Raw genomic sequence first — 17,598 nt, 5'->3', positions numbered from 1 at the left:
CCCCGGGCCGCGGCCCGGGCCGCAGGCGCCTATAATGGGCATGCAGTTTTCCGGAGGTTCCGCATGGCCGTCACCCTTACTCCCGCCGCCCTGGAGCGCGTCCGCCGCTTCCTGGAGCGCGACCCGCAGGCGCTGGGGCTGCGCTTCGGCGTGGAGCGCACCGGCTGCTCCGGCTGGGGCCACGTGGCCGACCTGGCCCGCGACCAGCGCGACGGCGATACCGTGTTCGAGCAGGACGGGGTGCGCATCTTCGTGGACGCCACCAGCCTGCCGCTGGTGGACGGCACCGAGATCGACTTCGCCCGCCAGGGCCTGGGCGAGGCCTTCCTGTTCCGCAATCCCAACGCCAAGGCCGAGTGCGGCTGCGGCGAGAGCTTCACCACCGAGCACGCCTGAGCACGGACCGCCGGCCGCCGCGGCCGGCCCATTGCGTCCAAGTCCCTGAGCCGGCATAATTTCCGGCTTCCCCGCGCCTGTGCGCAGGCGCCGGGGTCCCTTGCCCCACCGCTTCCGCCAGGTCGACGGGGGGCTGCCAGGCCCGCAAGGGCAGCATCCACAAGGAAAACACAATGCGTCATTACGAAGTCGTGTTCCTGGTCCACCCGGACCAGAGCGAGCAGGTGCCGGCGATGATCGAGCGCTACAAGGGCCTGATCGAGAACGCCGGTGGCACCATCCACCGCCTCGAGGACTGGGGCCGCCGCCAGCTGGCCTACCCGATCCAGAACCTGGTCAAGGCCCACTACGTGCTGTTCAACGCCGAGGTCGGCCAGGCCGCCATCGACGAGCTGGTCGAGACCTTCCGCTTCAACGACGCGATCCTGCGCCACCTGGTCATCCGCCGCGACGGCCCGGAGACCGAGCAGTCGCTGATCATGAAGAGCAAGGACGAGAAGGGCGACAAGCCCGAGCGTGGCGAGCGCCGCCGCCGTGACGAGGAAGGCGAGGGCAACGCCGCCTCCGCCGAAACCGACGGCGACAACGCCGAAGCCGCCGCCTAAGGAGCACATCCCATGTCCAAGTTCTTCCGCCGCCGCAAGTTCTGCAAGTTCACCGCCGAGGGCGTCAAGGAGATCGATTACAAGGATCTCAACACCCTGCGCCAGTACCTGACCGAGAACGGCAAGATCGTCCCGAGCCGCGTGACCGGCACCAAGTCGCGCTACCAGCGCCAGCTGGCCACCGCGATCAAGCGCGCCCGTTTCCTGGCCCTGATCCCGTACACCGACAACCACGACATCTGATGCGTGGCCCCGCCGGAGCCGCACCCGCGTGCGGCTCCCGGCGCGTCCGCGCCAGCTGCCTGGCTGCACCCCATACCGTCCGATCCGGACAGCACGCGTTGCCGCGCCCCATGCCGCGGCTAACGGATAGAGGAGCAACACCATGGAACTGATCCTTCTGCAGAAGGTCGTCAACCTCGGCAACCTGGGTGACAAGGTCACCGTGAAGCCGGGCTACGGCCGCAACTACCTGGTCCCGCAGGGCAAGGCCGTGCCGGCCACCGCCGCCAACCTGGCCGAGTTCGAGGCCAAGCGCGCCGAGTACGAGGCCAAGGCCAAGGCGCTGCTGGACGAGGCCCAGGCCCGCCTGGCCAAGCTGGAAGGCGCCAGCGTCACGGTCAAGGCCAACGCCTCGACCGAGGGCAAGCTGTACGGTTCGGTCGGCCCGCGCGACATCGCCGAGGCCTTCACCGCCGCCGGCCTGCCGCTGGAGAAGAGCGAGGTCATCATGGGCGAGGGCCCGATCCGCCACGTCGGCGAGTTCGAGGTGCAGGTCGCCCTGCACGCCGACGTCGAGACCACGGTCAAGGTCGTGGTCGAGCCGGAAGCCTGATCGGCCCCGGCCGCAGGACCCCACGGAGGGCGCCGCAAGGCGCCCTTCGCTTTTGTGGCCGTCTCGCCCGGCGAGATGTCCACGCGTTATGCACAGGGTTATCCATGGCGGAGGCCCGGGCCCCCGCATAGGATGGCTAGCCGTTTCACCTGATCCACCCGGCCGGGCGCCGCCCGCGCCGGCCACCCGAGGAACCGACCGAATGTCCGCACGCCCCGGCTTCCGCAAAGACCGCGAACGCGACCGCGATGGCGGCGACGGCCGCATCGAGCAGCTGCGCGTCCCGCCGCATTCGGTGGAGGCCGAGCAGGCGGTGCTCGGCGGCCTCATGCTGGCGCCGGAGTCCTACGACACCGTCGGCGACGTGCTGGTCGAGAAGGACTTCTACCGCCGCGACCACCAGCTGATCTACCGCGCCATCCGCGAACTGGCCGAGAAGAACCAGCCGTTCGACGCGGTGACCCTGGGCGAGTGGTTCGATTCGCAGGGGTATTCGGAGCAGATCGGCGGCGGCGCCTACCTGGTCGAGCTGGCCACCACCACGCCGTCGGCGGCCAACATCCGCGCCTACGCCGAGATCGTGCGCGACAAGGCGGTGCTGCGGCAGCTGATCGAGGTCGGCACCGGGATCGTCAACGACGCCTTCCAGCCGGAAGGCCGCGACAGCGCCGAGCTGTTGGCCAGGGCCGAGCAGGAGGTGTTCGCGATCGCCGAGGCCGGCGCGCGCGGGCGCAGCGACTTCACCGGACTGAACACCGCGCTGCGCGACGCCTTCGAGGTGCTGCAGAAGCGCTTCGAGAGCGGCGGCAACATCACCGGCCTGCCGACCGGCTACACCGAGTTCGACAACATCACCGCCGGCCTGCAGCCGACCGACCTGATCATCCTGGCCGCGCGCCCGGCCATGGGCAAGACCACCTTCGCGCTGAACATCGCCGAGTACGCGGCGATCAAGTCGAAGAAGGCGGTGGCCGTGTTCTCGATGGAAATGTCCGCGGCGCAGCTGGCGCTGCGCCTGATCTCCTCCAACGGCCGGGTCAACGCCCAGCGCCTGCGCACCGGCCAGCTGGAGGACGAGGACTGGAGCCGGGTGACCGCGGCCATCCGCATGCTCAAGGAGACCAAGATCTTCATCGACGACACGCCGGCGCTGTCGCCGGACGTGCTGCGCTCCAAGTGCCGCCGCCTCAAGCGCGAGCACGGCCTGGGCCTGGTGGTGATCGACTACCTGCAGCTGATGCAGGTGCCCGGCAACAGCGAGAACCGCGCCACCGAGATCTCGGAGATCAGCCGTTCGCTCAAGGCCCTGGCCAAGGAGCTGAACGTGCCGGTGATCGCGCTGTCGCAGCTCAACCGCTCGCTGGAAACGCGCACCGACAAGCGCCCGGTGATGGCCGACCTGCGCGAATCCGGCGCCATCGAGCAGGACGCGGACATCATCCTGTTCATCTACCGCGACGAGTACTACAACAAGGAAAACTCGCCGGACAAGGGCCTGGCCGAGGTCATCATCGGCAAGCACCGAAGCGGTCCGACCGGCTCGGTGAAGCTGAAGTTCTTCGGCGAGTACACCCGCTTCGACAACCTGGCCAACGACGCGGTCGGTTCGTTCGAGTAGCCGTCCGTCGGAAGCGGCCCGGCGGACATTGTCCGTTCACGGGGCCCGGCATACGATGCCGCACGCAGCGGCCCTGGCCGCCCCATACGCATCAAGGAACCGTCATGAACATCCGCAAGCAGACCCTGACCCTGCTCGGCACCGCCGCTCTGGTCGCGGCCGTGGCCGCCGGCTGCCAGACCACCAACCCGTACACCGGCGAGCAGCAGATGAACCGCACCAGCAAGGGCGCGCTGATCGGCGCGGGCATCGGCGTCGCCGCCGGCCTGCTGACCGGCAACAGCGCGGTCGAGCGCCGCCAGCATGCGCTGATCGGCGCCGGCGTCGGCGGCCTGGCCGGCGGCGCGGTCGGCGCCTACCAGGACCGCCAGCAGGCCGCGCTGCGCGCCAAGCTGCAGGGCACCGGCGTGAGCGTCACCCGCAACGGCGACAACATCACCCTGAACATGCCGGGCAACGTGACCTTCGCGTTCAACAGCTCCAACCTCGACCCGCAGTTCTACTCGGTGCTGAGCAGCGTGGCCGACGTGCTCAAGGAGTACGACAAGACCGTGGTCGAGGTCGCCGGCCACACCGACAGCATCGGCAGCGACGAGGTCAACCAGCGCCTGTCCGAGCAGCGCGCCAGCGCGGTCACCCAGTTCCTGGTCGCGCAGGGCATCAACTCGCAGCGCTTCATCACCATCGGCGCCGGCAAGCGCTATCCGATCGCCAGCAACGACACCGAGGCCGGCCGCGCGGCCAACCGCCGGGTCGAGATCACCCTGGTGCCGGTGCGTTCCTGATCCGGGACCGGATGCCGCACCCGAAGGGGCCGCGCAAGCGGCCCCTTTCCTTTTGCGCGGCGGTGCCGGGGTTGCCGCGCACCGCCGCGTCCGCGCCGGGCGCCGGGCTCAGCCCACCACTTCCTCGAGGATGCGCTTGCCCTCGCGCACGCTGGCTTCTTCCTTCCCGGCCTCCCTGGCCGCCTCGGCGGCGCAGCGCGAGGGGCAATGGACCAGCATGTAGTCGGCGTTGGAGCTCAGGCGCTCGACCAGGAAATCGACGAACGCGCGCACCTTCGGCGACATCACCCGGCCGCGCGGGAACACCGCGCTGAAGTCCACCTCGGGTCCGGTCCAGCCCGCCAGCACGCGGCGCAGCGCGCCGCTTTCCACGTACGGCTTGGCGGCCACGTCGGTGGCCAGGGTCAGGCCCTCGCCGCACAGCACCGCGCCGATCAGCGCGGAGGGATCGTTGGCGACCATCAGCGGGTTGATCGGGTAGTCGGTCACGCCGTTGCCGTCGCTCAGCGGCCAGGTGATGCGCGTCGGGTGCGAGTGGTAGTGCTTGCGCACGGCCAGGATGCGATGGTGCTGCAGCTCGTCCGGATGCAGCGGTTCGCCGTGGCGCTCGATGTAGGACGGGCTGGCGAACACCTGGGTGCGGAAGCCGGCCAGCCGCCGCGCGATCAGGGTCGAGTCGGGCAGCGGACCGATGCGCAGGGCCACGTCGATCTCGCTGCCGATCAGGTCCACCGGGTCGTTGCTCATGTGCATGTCGAGCCGGATCTCCGGGTACTGCGCGTGGAACTGCCCCAGCAGCGGCGAGATCCAGGCGATGCCGATGGAGTAGGGCACGGTGAAGCGCAGCCAGCCGCGCGGGCCGCCCTGCAGCTGGCCGACCGCGCCTTCGGCTTCCTCCAGTTCCTGGGCGATGCGCTGGCAATGCTCGAAGTACACGTTGCCGGCCTCGGTGAGGCCGAGCCGGCGCGTGGTCCGGTGCAGGAGTTGCGCGCCCAGGCGCGCTTCCAGGTCCTGCACCTTGCGGCTGACGGTGGTCTTGGGCAGGCCCAGGGCCCGGGCTGCGGCGATGAAGCTGCCTTGCTCGACCACCTTGACGAAGACGAGGGTGTCGTTGAGGTCGTACGCCATGGGGGATTCCGAGGGGGAGGGGGCGCGCAGGATTGGACCTGCTGCGGGACGATTATTCCCCCAAATCGGGACTAATCAAGTCCTGATTCGAAGCGTAGCTTTGCATCCCGTGCCCACCGAAGGAGGGATGCCATGCTGATCCGGCGCCTCAAGATCCTGTTTGCTCCGCCCAGTGCCCCGAACGGCGACAAGGACTTGCACCTGCCGAAGCTCGGGGAAAGCAGGCCCCGCGGGCATTTCCGCGAGTTCACCGTGTCCCGCCGGCTGCAGCAGGGCGGGCTGTCGCTGCCGGCCACGCACAAGCACCGGCATGGTCGCTCCGGCGGGATTATCCCGGCGATGGGAGAAAAAATCCCATGAGCGGGATGCTCGCTCCCGAGGTGCTGGTGCTTGGCGCCAGCGGCCGGGTCGGTTCGGGCGTGGTCGCCGCGCTGCTGGAGGCGGGCAGTCCGGTGCTGGCGGTGGCGCGCGACGCGGCCCGCCTGCAGCGCCTGGCGGCGATGCACGCCGACGAGCCCGGGCTGGAGGTGATGGTGGCCTCGGTAGCCGACGACGGCGCCGCCCAGGACCTGGCCCGCCGCATCGCGCGGCGGCCCCGGCCCCTGCGCGCGGTGGTGGATGCCACCGCCGGCGTGCGCCGCGCCTCGCGCCTGCTGGACCAGGCGGTGCCGGTGCTTTCGGCCAGCCTGGAACAGGAAGTGTTGCCCCACCTGGCCGCTGCCCGCCACTTGCTGCCGCTGCTGCAGCAGCGGGGCGGCGACCGCTACCTGGTGGCCGGTGGTCCGCATGCGCGCTGCGGTTGGGCCGGCTATGGCCATGCCTCGGTCGCGATCGCGGCCACCCGCATGCTGGTGCAGGTGCTGCACGAGGAAGCCCAGCCGCTGGGCGTGCGCGTGCAGATGCTGTCGATCGACGCGCCGGTGTGGACCGCCGAGAACACCGCCAGGGCCTGTCCCGGCTGGCACAGCGCCCTGGGCGTGGGCCGCGCGATGGTCTCGCTGCTGGCGCGCAGCAGCCCGGACGCACGCTGCATCGTCACCTACGCCGACAACGCCGGCGCCATGCCGCCGGGCCTGCTCGGCCGCGAGTTCGCCAGCGTGCTCGCCGCGGCTTCCGGCGCCCCAGGCGCCTCCGACGCGGGACGTGCCGCATGAGCGCGCCCGCCAGCCAACCGTTCCTCCCCCTTTCCCCCACGGATTACAAGGACACCCCCATGACCAGGACGATCCGACCCCGTATCAGGACCCGACGCCTGCTGGCGCTCGGCGCCACCGGCGCGATCGCGCTGACCCTGCTGGCCGGCTGCGACGGCGGCCACGCGGCCGAGCAGATGCCGCCGCCGGAAGTGGGCGTGGCCGAGGTGCCGGTGCGCCCGGTGCAGCAGTGGGACGAATTCAGCGGCCGCATCGAGGCGGTCGAGAGCGTCGAGCTGCGTCCGCGCGTTTCCGGCTACATCGAATCGGTGAACTTCCGCGAAGGCCAGGAAGTGAAGAAGGGCGACGTGCTGTTCACCATCGACGACCGCAGCTACCGCGCCGAGCTGGCGCGTGCCGAGGCCGCGCTGGCGCGGGCGCGGGCGCAGGCCGGAGTGGCGCGCAGCGAGGCCGAGCGCGCCCGTCGCCTGGCCGACGAACAGGCCATCTCGGTGGAAACCTGGGAGCAGCGGCGCGCCGCCGCGCAGCAGGCCCAGGCCGACCTCGCCGCGGCGCAGGCCGCGGTGGACGCGGCGCGGCTCAACCTGGAATGGACCCGGGTGCGCGCGCCGATCGACGGACGCGCCGGCAGGGCGCTGGTGACCGCGGGCAACCTGGTCGGCGCCGGCGGCGCCGCCAGCGTGCTGACCACCGTGGTGTCGCTGGACAAGGTGCACGTGCACTTCGACGCCGACGAGCGCAGCTTCCTGCGCTACGCCGAGCTGGCCCGCAGCGGCAAGCGCGCCAGCGAGCGCGAGGGCACGCTGCCGGTGCAGGTCGCGCTGGCCAACGAGGACGGCTTCCCCCACCGCGGCACGATCGACTTCCTCGACAACCAGGTCGACCGCAGCACCGGCACCATCCGCGCCCGCGCCGTGCTCGACAACGCCGACCGCCGCTTCACCCCCGGCCTGTACGCGCGGGTGCGCCTGCCGGGCAGCGGCCGCTTCGAGGCCGCGCTGGTGGACGACAAGGCCGTGCTCACCGACCAGGACCGCAAGTACGTGTACGTGGTCGACGAGGAGGGCAAGGCGCAGCGGCGCGACGTCGTCGTCGGCCGCCTGGTCGAGGGCCTGCGCATCGTCGAACAGGGCCTGCAGGCCGGCGACAAGGTGATCGTCAAGGGCGTGCAGAAGGTGTTCTTCCCCGGCATGCCGGTGCAGGCCCAGGCCGTTGCCATGGGCGAGCCGGCGTCCGCTTCGTCCTCCCTGGCGGCGCGATGAACTGACCGGCCTGCGCCCAAGGCGCGGCTTCCCCCAAGGCGCCCGTCCTCCCCGAATCCCCCTCCCCCAGGGGAGGGCGGGCCCTTTCTTTCCCGGAATCCAGGAACCACCCCCATGGACTTCTCGCGCTTCTTCATCGACAGGCCGATCTTCGCGGCGGTGCTGTCGATCGTGATCTTCGCCGCTGGCCTGATCTCGATCCCGCTGCTGCCGATCGGCGAATACCCGGACGTGGTGCCACCCTCGGTGGTGGTCCGCACCGTCTACCCGGGCGCCAACCCCAAGGTCATCGCCGAGACGGTGGCCACGCCCCTGGAGGAGGCGATCAACGGCGTCGAGGACATGATGTACCTCAAGTCGGTGGCCGGTTCCGACGGCGTGCTGCAGCTGACGGTGACCTTCCGCCCCGGGACCGACCCGGACGAGGCCGCGGTGCGCGTGCAGAACCGCGTCGCCCAGGCGCAGGCGCGCCTGCCCGAGGACGTGCGCCGCCAGGGCGTGACCACCCAGAAGCAGTCGCCGGTGTTCCTGATGGTCGTGCACCTGACTTCCAGCGACGGCCGCTACGACTCGCTGTACCTGCGCAACTACATGCGCCTGCACGTCAAGGACGAACTGGCGCGCATCCCCGGCGTGGGCGAGGCCCAGCTGTTCGGCGGCGGCGACTACGCCATGCGCATCTGGCTGGACCCGGACAAGGTGGCCGCGCGGCAGATGACCGCCGGCGACGTGCTGCGCGCGATCCGCGAGCAGAACGTGCAGGTCTCCGCCGGCCAGATCGGCGCCGAGCCGATGCCCGGCGGCAGCGACTTCCTGCTGCCGATCAACGCCAAGGGCCGCCTGGAGAGCGTGGAGGAGTTCGGCGCCATCGTGCTCAAGAACGGCGAAGACGGCCAGGTCGTGCGCCTGTCCGACGTGGCCCGCATCGAGCTGGCCGCCGGCGACTACACCCTGCGCGCGCGCCTGGACGGCAAGAACGCGGCGGCCATCGGCATCTTCCAGGCGCCGGGCGCCAACGCCCTGGAGATCCGCGACGCGGTGGTGCGCAAGATGGACGAGATCCGGCCGCGGCTGCCGCCCGGCGTGGAGATCCAGTCGATCTACGACACCACGATCTTCGTCCGCGACTCGATCAAGTCGGTGATCAGCACCCTGATGGAAGCGGTGTTCCTGGTGGTGCTGGTGGTGATCCTGTTCCTGCAGACCTGGCGCGCCTCGATCATCCCGCTGCTGGCGGTGCCGGTGTCGGTGGTGGGCACGTTCGCGGTGCTGTACGTGCTGGGCTACTCGATCAACACCCTGACCTTGTTCGGCCTGGTGCTGGCGATCGGCATCGTGGTCGACGACGCGATCGTGGTGGTGGAGAACGTCGAGCGCCACATCGAGGAGGGCGCCAGTCCGCTGCAGGCGGCGCACCTGGCCATGCGCGAGGTGTCCGGGCCGATCGTCGCCATCGCCCTGGTGCTGTGCGCGGTGTTCGTGCCGATGGCCTTCCTCACCGGCGTCACCGGCCAGTTCTACAAGCAGTTCGCGGTGACCATCGCCATCTCCACGGTGATCTCGGCGATCAACTCGCTGACCCTGTCGCCGGCGCTGGCGGCCAAGCTGCTGCGGCCGCACGACGCGGAGAAGGACCGGCCCACGCGCATCATCGAGCGCCTGTTTGGCTGGGTGTTCCGCCCGTTCAACCGCTTCTTCAACACCAGTTCCGAGCGCTACCAGGGCGCGGTATCGCGCGCCCTGGGCCGCCGCGGCGCGGTGTTCGCGGTGTACGCGTTGCTGCTGGTCGGCGCGGGGGTGGTGTTCAACGCGGTGCCGGCCGGCTTCATCCCGGTGCAGGACAAGCTGTACGTCATCGCCGGCGTGAAGATGCCGGAGGGTGCCTCGATCGAGCGCACCGACGCGGTGCTCAAGCGCATGGCGGCGATGGCGGCCGAGGTCGAGGGCGTGCAGAACGAGGTGGCGTTCCCTGGCCTGAACCCGCTGCAGTTCACCAACACCCCGAACAATGGCGTGGTGTTCTTCACCCTCAAGCCGTTCGGCGAGCGCAAGGCCAGCGCCGAGGAGATCACCGCCGAGCTCAACCGCCGCTTCTCCACGATCCAGGACGGCTTCACCTTCGCCTTCATGCCCCCGGCCATCCAGGGCCTGGGCAACGGTTCGGGCTGGTCGCTGTTCGTCGAGGACCGCACACGCCTGGGCTACGGCGAGCTGCAGAACGCGGTGCAGGCCTTCCAGGGCGCGGTCTCGCAGGTGCCCGGCATGGGCTTCCCGATCTCCAGCTACCAGGCCAACGTGCCGCAGCTGGAGGCCGAGGTCGACCGCGTCCAGGCCAAGGCGCAGGGCGTGCCGCTGACCGAGCTGTTCGAGACCCTGCAGGTGTACCTGGGGTCGGCCTACGTCAACGACTTCAACATGTTCGGCCGCACCTGGCAGGTGATCGCCCAGGCCGACGCGCCGTTCCGCGACGACGTCAGCGACATCGCCAACCTGCGCACCCGCAACGCCGCCGGCGAGATGGTGCCGGTGGGCTCGATGGTCGACATCCGCCAGGCCTACGGCCCGGACCCGGTGATCCGCTTCAACGGCTACCCGGCCGCCGACCTAATGGGCGACGCCGACCCGCGGGTGCTGTCCTCGGGCGAGGCCATGGCCACGGTGGCCGGGCTGGCGCGGGAAGTCCTGCCGCCGGGCATGGCGATCGACTGGAGCGACCTGAGCTACCAGCAGGCCACCCAGGGCAAGGCCTCGCTGGTGGTGTTTCCGCTGGCCGTGCTGCTGGTGTTCCTGGTGCTGGCCGCGCTGTACGAGAGCTGGACCCTGCCGTTGGCGGTGATCCTGATCGTGCCGATGACCATGCTTTCGGCCCTGGCCGGGGTGTGGCTGACCGGCGGCGACAACAACGTGTTCGTGCAGGTGGGCCTGGTGGTGCTGATGGGCCTGGCGTGCAAGAACGCGATCCTGATCGTCGAGTTCGCCCGCGAACTGGAGCTGCAGGGCAAGGGCATCCTGGAGGCCGCGCTGGAGGCCTGCCGCCTGCGCCTGCGTCCGATCGTGATGACCTCGGTGGCGTTCATCGCCGGCACCGTGCCGCTGGTGCTGTCCAGCGGGGCGGGCGCGGAGGTGCGCTCGGTCACCGGCGTGACCGTGTTCGCCGGCATGCTCGGCGTGACCCTGTTCGGCCTGTTCCTGACCCCGGTGTTCTACGTGGCCCTGCGCAAGCTCGCCAACCGGCCGCTGGTCTCGCACGCGCCGCATGCCGATGTGGCCGAAGGCGCCGAGGTGCGCGCATGAGCCGGGGACAGCGATGTCCGGATCCGGCGTGGCCCGGCCGCCCGCGGCCGCCACGCCGGTTCCGCCAGCCACGCAACGCCATCCACACCATCCGCAACGAGGAATCCGCAACATGAACGCTTCCAACCGCATCGCGCTGGTGACCGGCGCCACCCGCGGCATCGGCCTGGAGACCGTGCGCCAGCTGGCCCAGGCCGGGGTGCACACCCTGCTGGCCGGGCGCGACCGCACGCGCGCGGTCGAGGCCAGCCTCGGGCTGCAGGCGCAGGGGCTGCCGGTCGAGGCGATCGCGCTCGACGTCACCGACGGCGGGAGCATCCGCCAGGCCGTCGCAGAGGTGCAGCGCCGCCACGGCCGCCTGGACATCCTGGTCAACAACGCCGGCGTGCTGCTGGACCGGCTCGGCATCAAGCCGTCCGAACAGTCCGCGGAAACCTGGCGCACCACCTTCGAGACCAACCTGTTCGGGGTGGTCGAGGTGACCCGGGCGTTCCTGCCGCTGCTGCACGCCGCGCCTGCCGGGCGCATCGTCAACGTTTCCAGCATCCTGGGTTCGCTGGCGCTGCACGGCGACCCGGCCTCGCCGATCTACGACTTCAAGCTTCCCGCCTACAACGTGTCCAAGAGCGCGCTCAACGCCTGGACCGTGCAGCTGGCCTGGGAACTGCGCGACAGCAAGGTGCGCGTCAACGCCGTCCATCCCGGCTACGTGCGCACCGACATGAACAAGGGCGAGGGCGAGCTGGACATCCCGGACGGCGCCCGCACCAGCGTGCGGCTGGCGCTGGCCGGCGAAGACGCGCCCAACGGCCGCTTCTTCCACTTCGAGGAGGAACTGCCGTGGTGATCCGGACCCTCTGCCTGGCCGTGGCCACCGCCGTGCTGGCGGCCTGCGCCGCCGGCCCCGACTACCGCGCGCCGGTACCGCCGGAGGTGACCTTGCGCAATGCCGCGGAGGAAGCCTTCGCCCCCGGCGTCGCGGTTGCGCAATGGTGGGCGCAATTCGACGACCCGGTGCTGGAGAAGCTGGTCGGCGACGCATTGCTGGCCAATCCCGACATGCGCCTGGCCGCGACCCGGGTACGGGCCGCGCGCGCGGTATTCAGCGAACGCCGCCTCGACCCGTGGCCGCACGTGGGCGTGGCGGCCACCGGCGAACGCACGCGCCAGCCGGACGCCGCCGGCGGCGGCATCGACGAGGTCTACAGCCTGGGCTTCGACGCAGCCTGGGAGCTGGACCTGTTCGGCCGCCTGCGGCGCGGCGCCGAGGCGGCGCGTGCCGACCTGCAGGCCGAGCAGGCGGGGCTGGAGGACGTGCAGGTCAGCATCGCCGCCGAGGTGGCGCGCAACTACTTCCTGCTGCGCGGCACCCAGAAGCGGATCGAGGTGGCCGAACAGACCCTGCGCAACCTCGACCAGACCCAGCGCCTGACCGAGACCCGCGAGGCGCTGGGCGCCGGCAGCGCCCTGGACGTGCACAGCAGCCGCGCGCAGCTGAAGGCGATCGAAGCCGACATCCCGCTGCTGCGCTCGATCGAGGCCACCGCGCGCTACCGCCTGGCCGTGCTGCAGGGCCTGCAGCCGGGCGCGCTGGACGAACTGCTGGCGCCGAAGCCGGTGCCGGCCTTCGCCCGCGCCCTGCCGCTGGGCGACGTGCGCGACCTGCTGCGCAGCCGCCCGGACGTGCGCGCCGCCGAACGGCGCCTGGCCTCGGCCACCGCACGCGTGGGCGTGGCCACCGCGGACCTGTTCCCGGGGATCAGCATCCGCGGCTTTGCCGGCTTCCTCTCCGGCGATTTCTCCTCGCTGGTCGCCGGCCGCAACGAGGCCTGGTCGGTGAGCCCGGCGATCAGCTGGGCCGCGCTCGACCTTGGCAGCGTGCGCGCGCGCCTGCGCGCGGCCGAGGCCGGCGCCGACGCGGCCGCGGTGCAGTACGAGATGGCGGTGCTCGCCGCGCTGGAGGATGCGGAGAACGCATTGCAGGACTACGCGCGCCGGCAGGAGCGCCTGCGCATCGTGGTCCAGCAGGCCGAGGCGGCGCGCGAGGCCGAGCGCCTGGCGGCGGTCGGCTACCGCGAGGGCGGCATCGACTTCCTGACCCTGCTGGACGCCCAGCGCACCCAGCTGGCGGCCGACGACGCCCTGGCCGAGGCCGAGGCCGCGGTCAACATCGCCGCGGTGGCCGTGTACAAGGCCCTCGGCGGCACCCATGCCCGCGCCGGCGACCCGCCGGCGGGGCAGGGCGTGGCCGCCGCGCAATGGGTGCCGCCGCTGGGCAACTGAGCCGGTCTTCACGATGCATGGCGGGAGGCGTGGGCACGCTGCGTCCATGGACTGGATCGAGCAGCTGCGGGTATTGCCGGCCGTGGTCTACGCGATGGCGCTGGGAGGCGCCATCGGCTTCGAGCGCGAACTGAAGAACCGCCCGGCCGGGTTCCGCACCCACATGCTGGTCGCCGGCACCTCGGCCTTGCTGCTGGGTCTGGGCCGGATGGTGCTGGAAGACGACCACTACGCCGGCACCGGCCTGCGCATCGACCCGCTGCGCCTGGTCGAAGCGGTGGTTGCCGGCGTTTCGTTCATAGGCGCCGGCACCATCTTCGCCAGCCGCAAGGGCGACGGCGTGCAGGGCATCACCACCGCCGCCTCGCTGCTGACGGTGGCGGCGATCGGCATCACCGTCGGCTTCGGCTACCTGGCCCTGGGCCTGGCGATCGCCTTGCTGACGCTGGCGGTGCTGACCGTGTTGCGCTGGTTCGAGCGGCGCCGGCTGCTGCCGCCGGAGGACGGGCCGGAGGAATAGGCGCCGCTCAGGCGCGGTCCTCGATGCCTTCGACCCCGGCGTGCGAGGCGCAGTGCGCGCAGCAGAAGAAGCGCCCGCCGCTCTCGGCGCCGTGGCCGATGATCCGGCATCCGCAGTGCTCGCAGGTCGGCGCGACCGCGTGGATGGCGCACTCGAAGGAATCGTAGGTACCGCTGCTGCCGTCGGCCAGGGTGATCCGGAAAGCCTTGTCGTAGTCGTTGCCGCATACGTCGCACCGGGCCATGGGGCACCTCCGCAGGTTGGAAGCGGGCATTGCAGCGCCGGCGCCGTGAACGCGGGGCGAGGGCTGCGGAAAGCGCTGCAATCCAGGCGATCCCATCAGCCCGCGGGCGGCTGCCGCAGGCGGCGGAGGTCCTCCAGCAGCTGCGCGTACGCGCGCTCGCGCTCCGGGCCGCGCATGCGCAGGATGGCGGAGGATGCCAGGTCGCCAGCGCGTGGGTGTGCGGGCCGATGCGTTGCCACTGCCCGCGCTGGCGGGTCAGCCGGAACGCCGTCCCGAACACCGCGTTTGCGGCCATCGCGCCCAGCGCGGCGACCACGTCCGGATCCACCCGCTCCAGCTCGGCAGCCAGCCATGGCCGCAGGCGGCCTGCTCGGCGGCATTGGCGCGCTGGTGCAGCCGGCGCTTGCCGCGCGGCTGGAACTTGAAGTGCTTGACCGTGTTGGTCAGGTACAGGGACGCTGGCTCGAGCCCGGCCTCGGCCAGCGCCCGGCGCAGCAGCTGCCCCGCCGGGCCGACGAAGGGTTTGCCCTCCAGGTCCTCGCGGTCGCCGGGCTGCTCGCCCACCAGCAGGGTGCGTGCGCCCGCCGGCCCGGCGCCAAACACGGTCCTGTTGGCCGGACGCCACAGCGGGCAGCGCCGGCATCCGGCGGCCTGGCGGCGCAGCGCGGACAGGCTGCCTTCCGGTACGTCGTCCACCGGGCGCGCCAGCCGCGGCGCGCCGCGCACGGGATCGTCTGGTCGCGGCATGGCCGCAGGCTAGGGCAGGCATCGCGCGCGCCGGGTGAACGCCGGCGCATGAACCGCGGCCGCGCCTGCGGCCACGCACGCCTTGTCTGGCGCCGCCGGCGTCCCTACACTGGCTACCGTCTGGCGATGAAGCTCGCCCGAAGTTCCCGGGGGTGTCCTGGTTTCGACGGGGGTTGCGAAGTCGACTGGCGCATGCCGAGGGGGCAGCTTTCCTCGTTAATCCAGCGGCAAAACTCATAGTTGCCAACGACGACAACTACGCTCTGGCCGCCTAAGGCCTAGCCCCGAACCCACTTGTGCCCGTGCTCGTGGATGTAGGGTCATCATCACGGGATCGCCATCGGCGGCTGCCTGTCAGCTGATGGTCAAAACAAAACAGGCTGGTCCCGGGGCGCGCTTCGCACGCCGTGCTGCAACGGGACGAGATCCAACGGCGGGCTAAGCATGTAGTGCCGGAGATGGAGTGCCTTCGGACGGCGGTTCAACTCCGCCCACCTCCACCAATGACGAAACCCCAGCCCCCGCGGGCTGGGGTTCTTTCTTGCCCGCGCGGTGGCCGGCGCGATCAGGCCGGGGTTTCCCAGCGGGTCGAGGGGAAGCGGTTGAGCGCGTAGTGCAGCAGCGAGATGAACACCAGCATCGCCGAGACCGAGATCACCACCGAGACGCCGCGATAGAGGGAGTTGCCGATCAGGTCGTCGGTGGGGCTGAGCAGGCCGAACAGGATCGCCAGCGCCGTGACCGCCGAGAAACCCGTCATCGAACCGGACTTGTCGCGGGTGTGGCTGGCGCTGAACCACAGCAGCCCGGCCAGCAGGGCGCTCGCGGTGAGGGGCCAGAAGCTGGAGTAGTGGGTGATCAGCAGCTGCGTCACCGAGGCGTGGATCGAGCCTATGACCGAGCCCACGATGCGGGTGCGCCCGAAGCTCCAGATGCCCTCGTGGGTCAGGCCCAGCAGGATCAGCACCGTGGCCATCTGCGCGCTCAGCGAATCGCTCATCTCGACCAGCTGGAAGAACGCGAACGAGCCGGTCGCGCCCAGCGCGCACAGCAGGACGAGGTGGCGGCGCTGGGTTGGGGTGCGCTTCGGCGGGATGCGCGGGGCGCGCGGCTCCACGTCCGGGAACAGGGCGAACGAGAGCACGTACAGGACCACGCTGCAGGCCAGCGAACCGGCGATGGCCCAGAACAGCTGCTGCCATGCCATCTCCGGGTAGCTGCCGTAGTGGACCAGGCCGCTGCACACCGCCAGGCACATGGCGCCGTACATGAACAGCTTGCGCGGGCTGGTCATGACCGCGAAGCAGAACAGGGCGTAGCCCAGGTAGATCGCGGTCATCACCACCGGGTGGGTGGAGAACACGCCGATCATGAGGCTGGCGGCGATCATCCCGGTCGGTGCGCTGGCGATGAACTGCAGCGCCACGTGCCGGTCGTAGACCGGGGACAGGCCGAGCAGTACCAGCGGGTAGACCGCGTAATAGGCCGCGTAGGGCAGGGACAGCAGGGTCGCCAGCGCCCAGCCGACGAAGCCGCCGAAGGCCATGCGGCAGGCCTGGCGCCAGTCGTTGGCGGTCAGCACCTGGGCAGGGTTAGTAGACATAGCGCAGCGCGGCCAGCAGGCGGATCTGGGCTTCCGCGAAGACGCGGGCGATGGTCGAGCTGTGCGGCACCAGCTGCACCGTGGCGCGCGAGCCGCTGACCAGCTGCGGTGGATCCTCCAGCTGCACGTTCACCCGCACGCGCTGCGCGCGCCGGATCCAGCGGTCGGTCTCCACGGTCTCCACCAGCGAGCCATCCGGGTTGAGCTGTCCCTGGGCGATGCCCGCGTCCACCGAGACCACCCGGCCGACGAACACGCGCCCGGGCAGCGCATCGAGGCTGACGATGGCCGGGTCGCCCGGGTTGACCCGGTTCAGCGCCTTCTCGCGGAAATCGGCGGTGATGGTGGGCTTGAGCCCCACCAGCGCCAGCACCGGCGTGCCGGCCGGCACGTAGTTGCCGGGGCGCAACCGCATGTTGGTGACGATGCCGTCCTCCAGCGCCACGACGCGGGTGTGCTCGAGGTCGCGCTGGGCGATGGCCAGGTTGTTCTTCGCTTCCCGCAGGTACAGGTTGTCCGGGCCCTGCTCGCCGCGCTGTACCAGCACCGCCTGCAGCCGCGCCTCGGCCGCCCGCAGCGCGGCCAGGCTTTCGTCGCGCCTGGCGACGGCCGCCTCGGCGGCGCTGGCCGGCACCACGCGCTGCTCGGCCAGGGCGACCTGCCGCCTGGCCTGGCGCACCGCGTCGTCCGCCACCGCCCTGGCGCTGGCCACGGCCGCGCGCGCCGCGGCGATGTCGGCGTCGCGCTGGCGGATGGTCCGCTCGGTTTCCTCCAGGGCCAGCTTGGCGGACCGCACCGCCAGCTCGTAGCGGGTGGAATCGATCTCGAACAGCACCTGCCCGGCCTTCACCGCCTGGCCGTTGGCGACGTTCACCCGGACCACCGTGCCGGGCACTTCCGGCGCGATCCGGGTGGTGTCGTAGAGCACCCGCGACTCCGGGGTCAGGGGCATGAACTGGTCGGCGACGACCACGTAAAGCAGCAGCAGGACGCCAATCGCCGTGGCGATGTAGACGCTCCGGCGGAAGCGTTGCTCGGGGGTCGGCTCGGGGGGGCGTGAAGTCTGGTCGGCCATGGTTGAAACGCTCGGTATTCCGTTGGATCCGGCGCAATTGTGGTGGCCG

General features: G+C 70.9%; 18 protein-coding genes and 1 other RNA gene. 14 read left to right on the top strand and 5 right to left on the bottom strand.

Annotated features, from left to right (window positions below; all coding sequences use genetic code 11):
• Window positions 1-63 precede the first annotated feature (63 nt).
• The 6 genes from EIM48_RS05810 to EIM48_RS05785 all read left to right on the top strand — a co-directional run bounded on the left by EIM48_RS05810 (window position 64) and on the right by EIM48_RS05785 (window position 4,239).
• Window positions 64-396: an iron-sulfur cluster assembly accessory protein gene (locus tag EIM48_RS05810; RefSeq protein ID WP_019398969.1), complete on the top strand. Its 333-nt coding sequence runs from the start codon at window positions 64-66 to the stop codon at window positions 394-396.
• A gap of 173 nt (window positions 397-569) precedes the next feature.
• Entirely contained in the window at window positions 570-1,001 is a 432-nt protein-coding gene (gene rpsF / locus EIM48_RS05805) for a 30S ribosomal protein S6 (RefSeq protein ID WP_028915623.1), read from the top strand.
• 12 nt (window positions 1,002-1,013) lie between these two features.
• Window positions 1,014-1,244 (top strand): 30S ribosomal protein S18, encoded by a 231-nt coding sequence (gene rpsR, locus EIM48_RS05800; RefSeq protein WP_019398971.1) that lies wholly within the window; start codon window positions 1,014-1,016, stop codon window positions 1,242-1,244.
• A 142-nt stretch (window positions 1,245-1,386) separates the two neighbouring features.
• Window positions 1,387-1,836 (top strand): 50S ribosomal protein L9, encoded by a 450-nt coding sequence (gene rplI / locus EIM48_RS05795; protein ID WP_019398972.1) that lies wholly within the window; start codon window positions 1,387-1,389, stop codon window positions 1,834-1,836.
• A 202-nt stretch (window positions 1,837-2,038) separates the two neighbouring features.
• Entirely contained in the window at window positions 2,039-3,454 is a 1,416-nt protein-coding gene (locus EIM48_RS05790) for a replicative DNA helicase (protein WP_019398973.1), read from the top strand.
• A gap of 104 nt (window positions 3,455-3,558) precedes the next feature.
• Window positions 3,559-4,239 carry an OmpA family protein gene (locus tag EIM48_RS05785; protein ID WP_125111279.1) on the top strand — a complete coding sequence of 227 codons (681 nt, stop codon included), beginning with the start codon at window positions 3,559-3,561 and terminating at the stop codon, window positions 4,237-4,239.
• 108 nt (window positions 4,240-4,347) lie between these two features.
• Here the strand turns inward: EIM48_RS05785 and EIM48_RS05780 are convergent, their stop codons facing one another.
• Entirely contained in the window at window positions 4,348-5,367 is a 1,020-nt protein-coding gene (locus tag EIM48_RS05780; RefSeq protein ID WP_019398975.1) for a LysR family transcriptional regulator, read from the bottom strand.
• Window positions 5,368-5,499: 132 nt separating this feature from the next.
• Here EIM48_RS05780 and EIM48_RS05775 point away from each other — a divergent pair, with 132 nt between their 5' ends.
• The 7 genes from EIM48_RS05775 (at window position 5,500) to EIM48_RS05745 (ending at window position 13,880) form a co-directional block, all read left to right on the top strand.
• Complete coding sequence (locus EIM48_RS05775) at window positions 5,500-5,727, top strand: hypothetical protein (RefSeq protein WP_019399482.1); 228 nt, start codon at window positions 5,500-5,502, stop codon at window positions 5,725-5,727.
• Window positions 5,724-6,521 carry an SDR family oxidoreductase gene (locus tag EIM48_RS05770; protein ID WP_125111278.1) on the top strand — a complete coding sequence of 266 codons (798 nt, stop codon included), beginning with the start codon at window positions 5,724-5,726 and terminating at the stop codon, window positions 6,519-6,521. Before EIM48_RS05775 ends, EIM48_RS05770 begins: the two co-directional genes overlap by 4 nt.
• 59 nt (window positions 6,522-6,580) lie before the next feature.
• Complete coding sequence (locus EIM48_RS05765) at window positions 6,581-7,783, top strand: efflux RND transporter periplasmic adaptor subunit (protein WP_019399484.1); 1,203 nt, start codon at window positions 6,581-6,583, stop codon at window positions 7,781-7,783.
• Window positions 7,784-7,897: 114 nt separating this feature from the next.
• Entirely contained in the window at window positions 7,898-11,077 is a 3,180-nt protein-coding gene (locus EIM48_RS05760) for a multidrug efflux RND transporter permease subunit (protein WP_019399485.1), read from the top strand.
• A gap of 112 nt (window positions 11,078-11,189) precedes the next feature.
• On the top strand, window positions 11,190-11,924 hold the full coding sequence (locus EIM48_RS05755) for an SDR family oxidoreductase (protein ID WP_019399486.1): 735 nt from the start codon (window positions 11,190-11,192) through the stop codon (window positions 11,922-11,924).
• Complete coding sequence (locus tag EIM48_RS05750) at window positions 11,918-13,360, top strand: TolC family protein (protein WP_125111277.1); 1,443 nt, start codon at window positions 11,918-11,920, stop codon at window positions 13,358-13,360. Before EIM48_RS05755 ends, EIM48_RS05750 begins: the two co-directional genes overlap by 7 nt.
• Before the next feature lie 46 nt (window positions 13,361-13,406).
• A complete protein-coding gene (locus EIM48_RS05745) occupies window positions 13,407-13,880 on the top strand; it encodes an MgtC/SapB family protein (RefSeq protein ID WP_019399488.1) in 474 nt (157 codons plus the stop codon).
• Between the two features lie 7 nt (window positions 13,881-13,887).
• Here EIM48_RS05745 and EIM48_RS05740 read toward each other — a convergent pair whose 3' ends face one another.
• Both EIM48_RS05740 and EIM48_RS05735 read right to left on the bottom strand, forming a co-directional pair.
• Window positions 13,888-14,124 carry a hypothetical protein gene (locus EIM48_RS05740; RefSeq protein ID WP_028915618.1) on the bottom strand — a complete coding sequence of 79 codons (237 nt, stop codon included), beginning with the start codon at window positions 14,122-14,124 and terminating at the stop codon, window positions 13,888-13,890.
• A gap of 255 nt (window positions 14,125-14,379) precedes the next feature.
• Window positions 14,380-14,871: a uracil-DNA glycosylase family protein gene (locus EIM48_RS05735; RefSeq protein WP_233581645.1), complete on the bottom strand. Its 492-nt coding sequence runs from the start codon at window positions 14,869-14,871 to the stop codon at window positions 14,380-14,382.
• A 148-nt stretch (window positions 14,872-15,019) separates the two neighbouring features.
• Here EIM48_RS05735 and ssrA point away from each other — a divergent pair.
• Window positions 15,020-15,374: a transfer-messenger RNA gene (gene ssrA / locus EIM48_RS05730) on the top strand.
• A 62-nt stretch (window positions 15,375-15,436) separates the two neighbouring features.
• Here ssrA and EIM48_RS05725 read toward each other — a convergent pair.
• Both EIM48_RS05725 and EIM48_RS05720 read right to left on the bottom strand, forming a co-directional pair.
• On the bottom strand, window positions 15,437-16,474 hold the full coding sequence (locus EIM48_RS05725; RefSeq protein ID WP_083852453.1) for a DUF2955 domain-containing protein: 1,038 nt from the start codon (window positions 16,472-16,474) through the stop codon (window positions 15,437-15,439).
• Complete coding sequence (locus tag EIM48_RS05720) at window positions 16,464-17,549, bottom strand: efflux RND transporter periplasmic adaptor subunit (RefSeq protein WP_158675196.1); 1,086 nt, start codon at window positions 17,547-17,549, stop codon at window positions 16,464-16,466. The genes EIM48_RS05725 and EIM48_RS05720 overlap by 11 nt, the downstream gene beginning before the upstream one ends.
• Window positions 17,550-17,598: the final 49 nt, after the last annotated feature.

This window comes from Pseudoxanthomonas sp. SGNA-20, from assembly GCF_003931635.1.
Taxonomy (GTDB): Bacteria; Pseudomonadota; Gammaproteobacteria; order Xanthomonadales; family Xanthomonadaceae; genus Pseudoxanthomonas.
The sequence above is the reverse complement of the archived record's forward strand: the minus strand, read 5'-3'. Positions and strand labels throughout refer to the sequence as shown.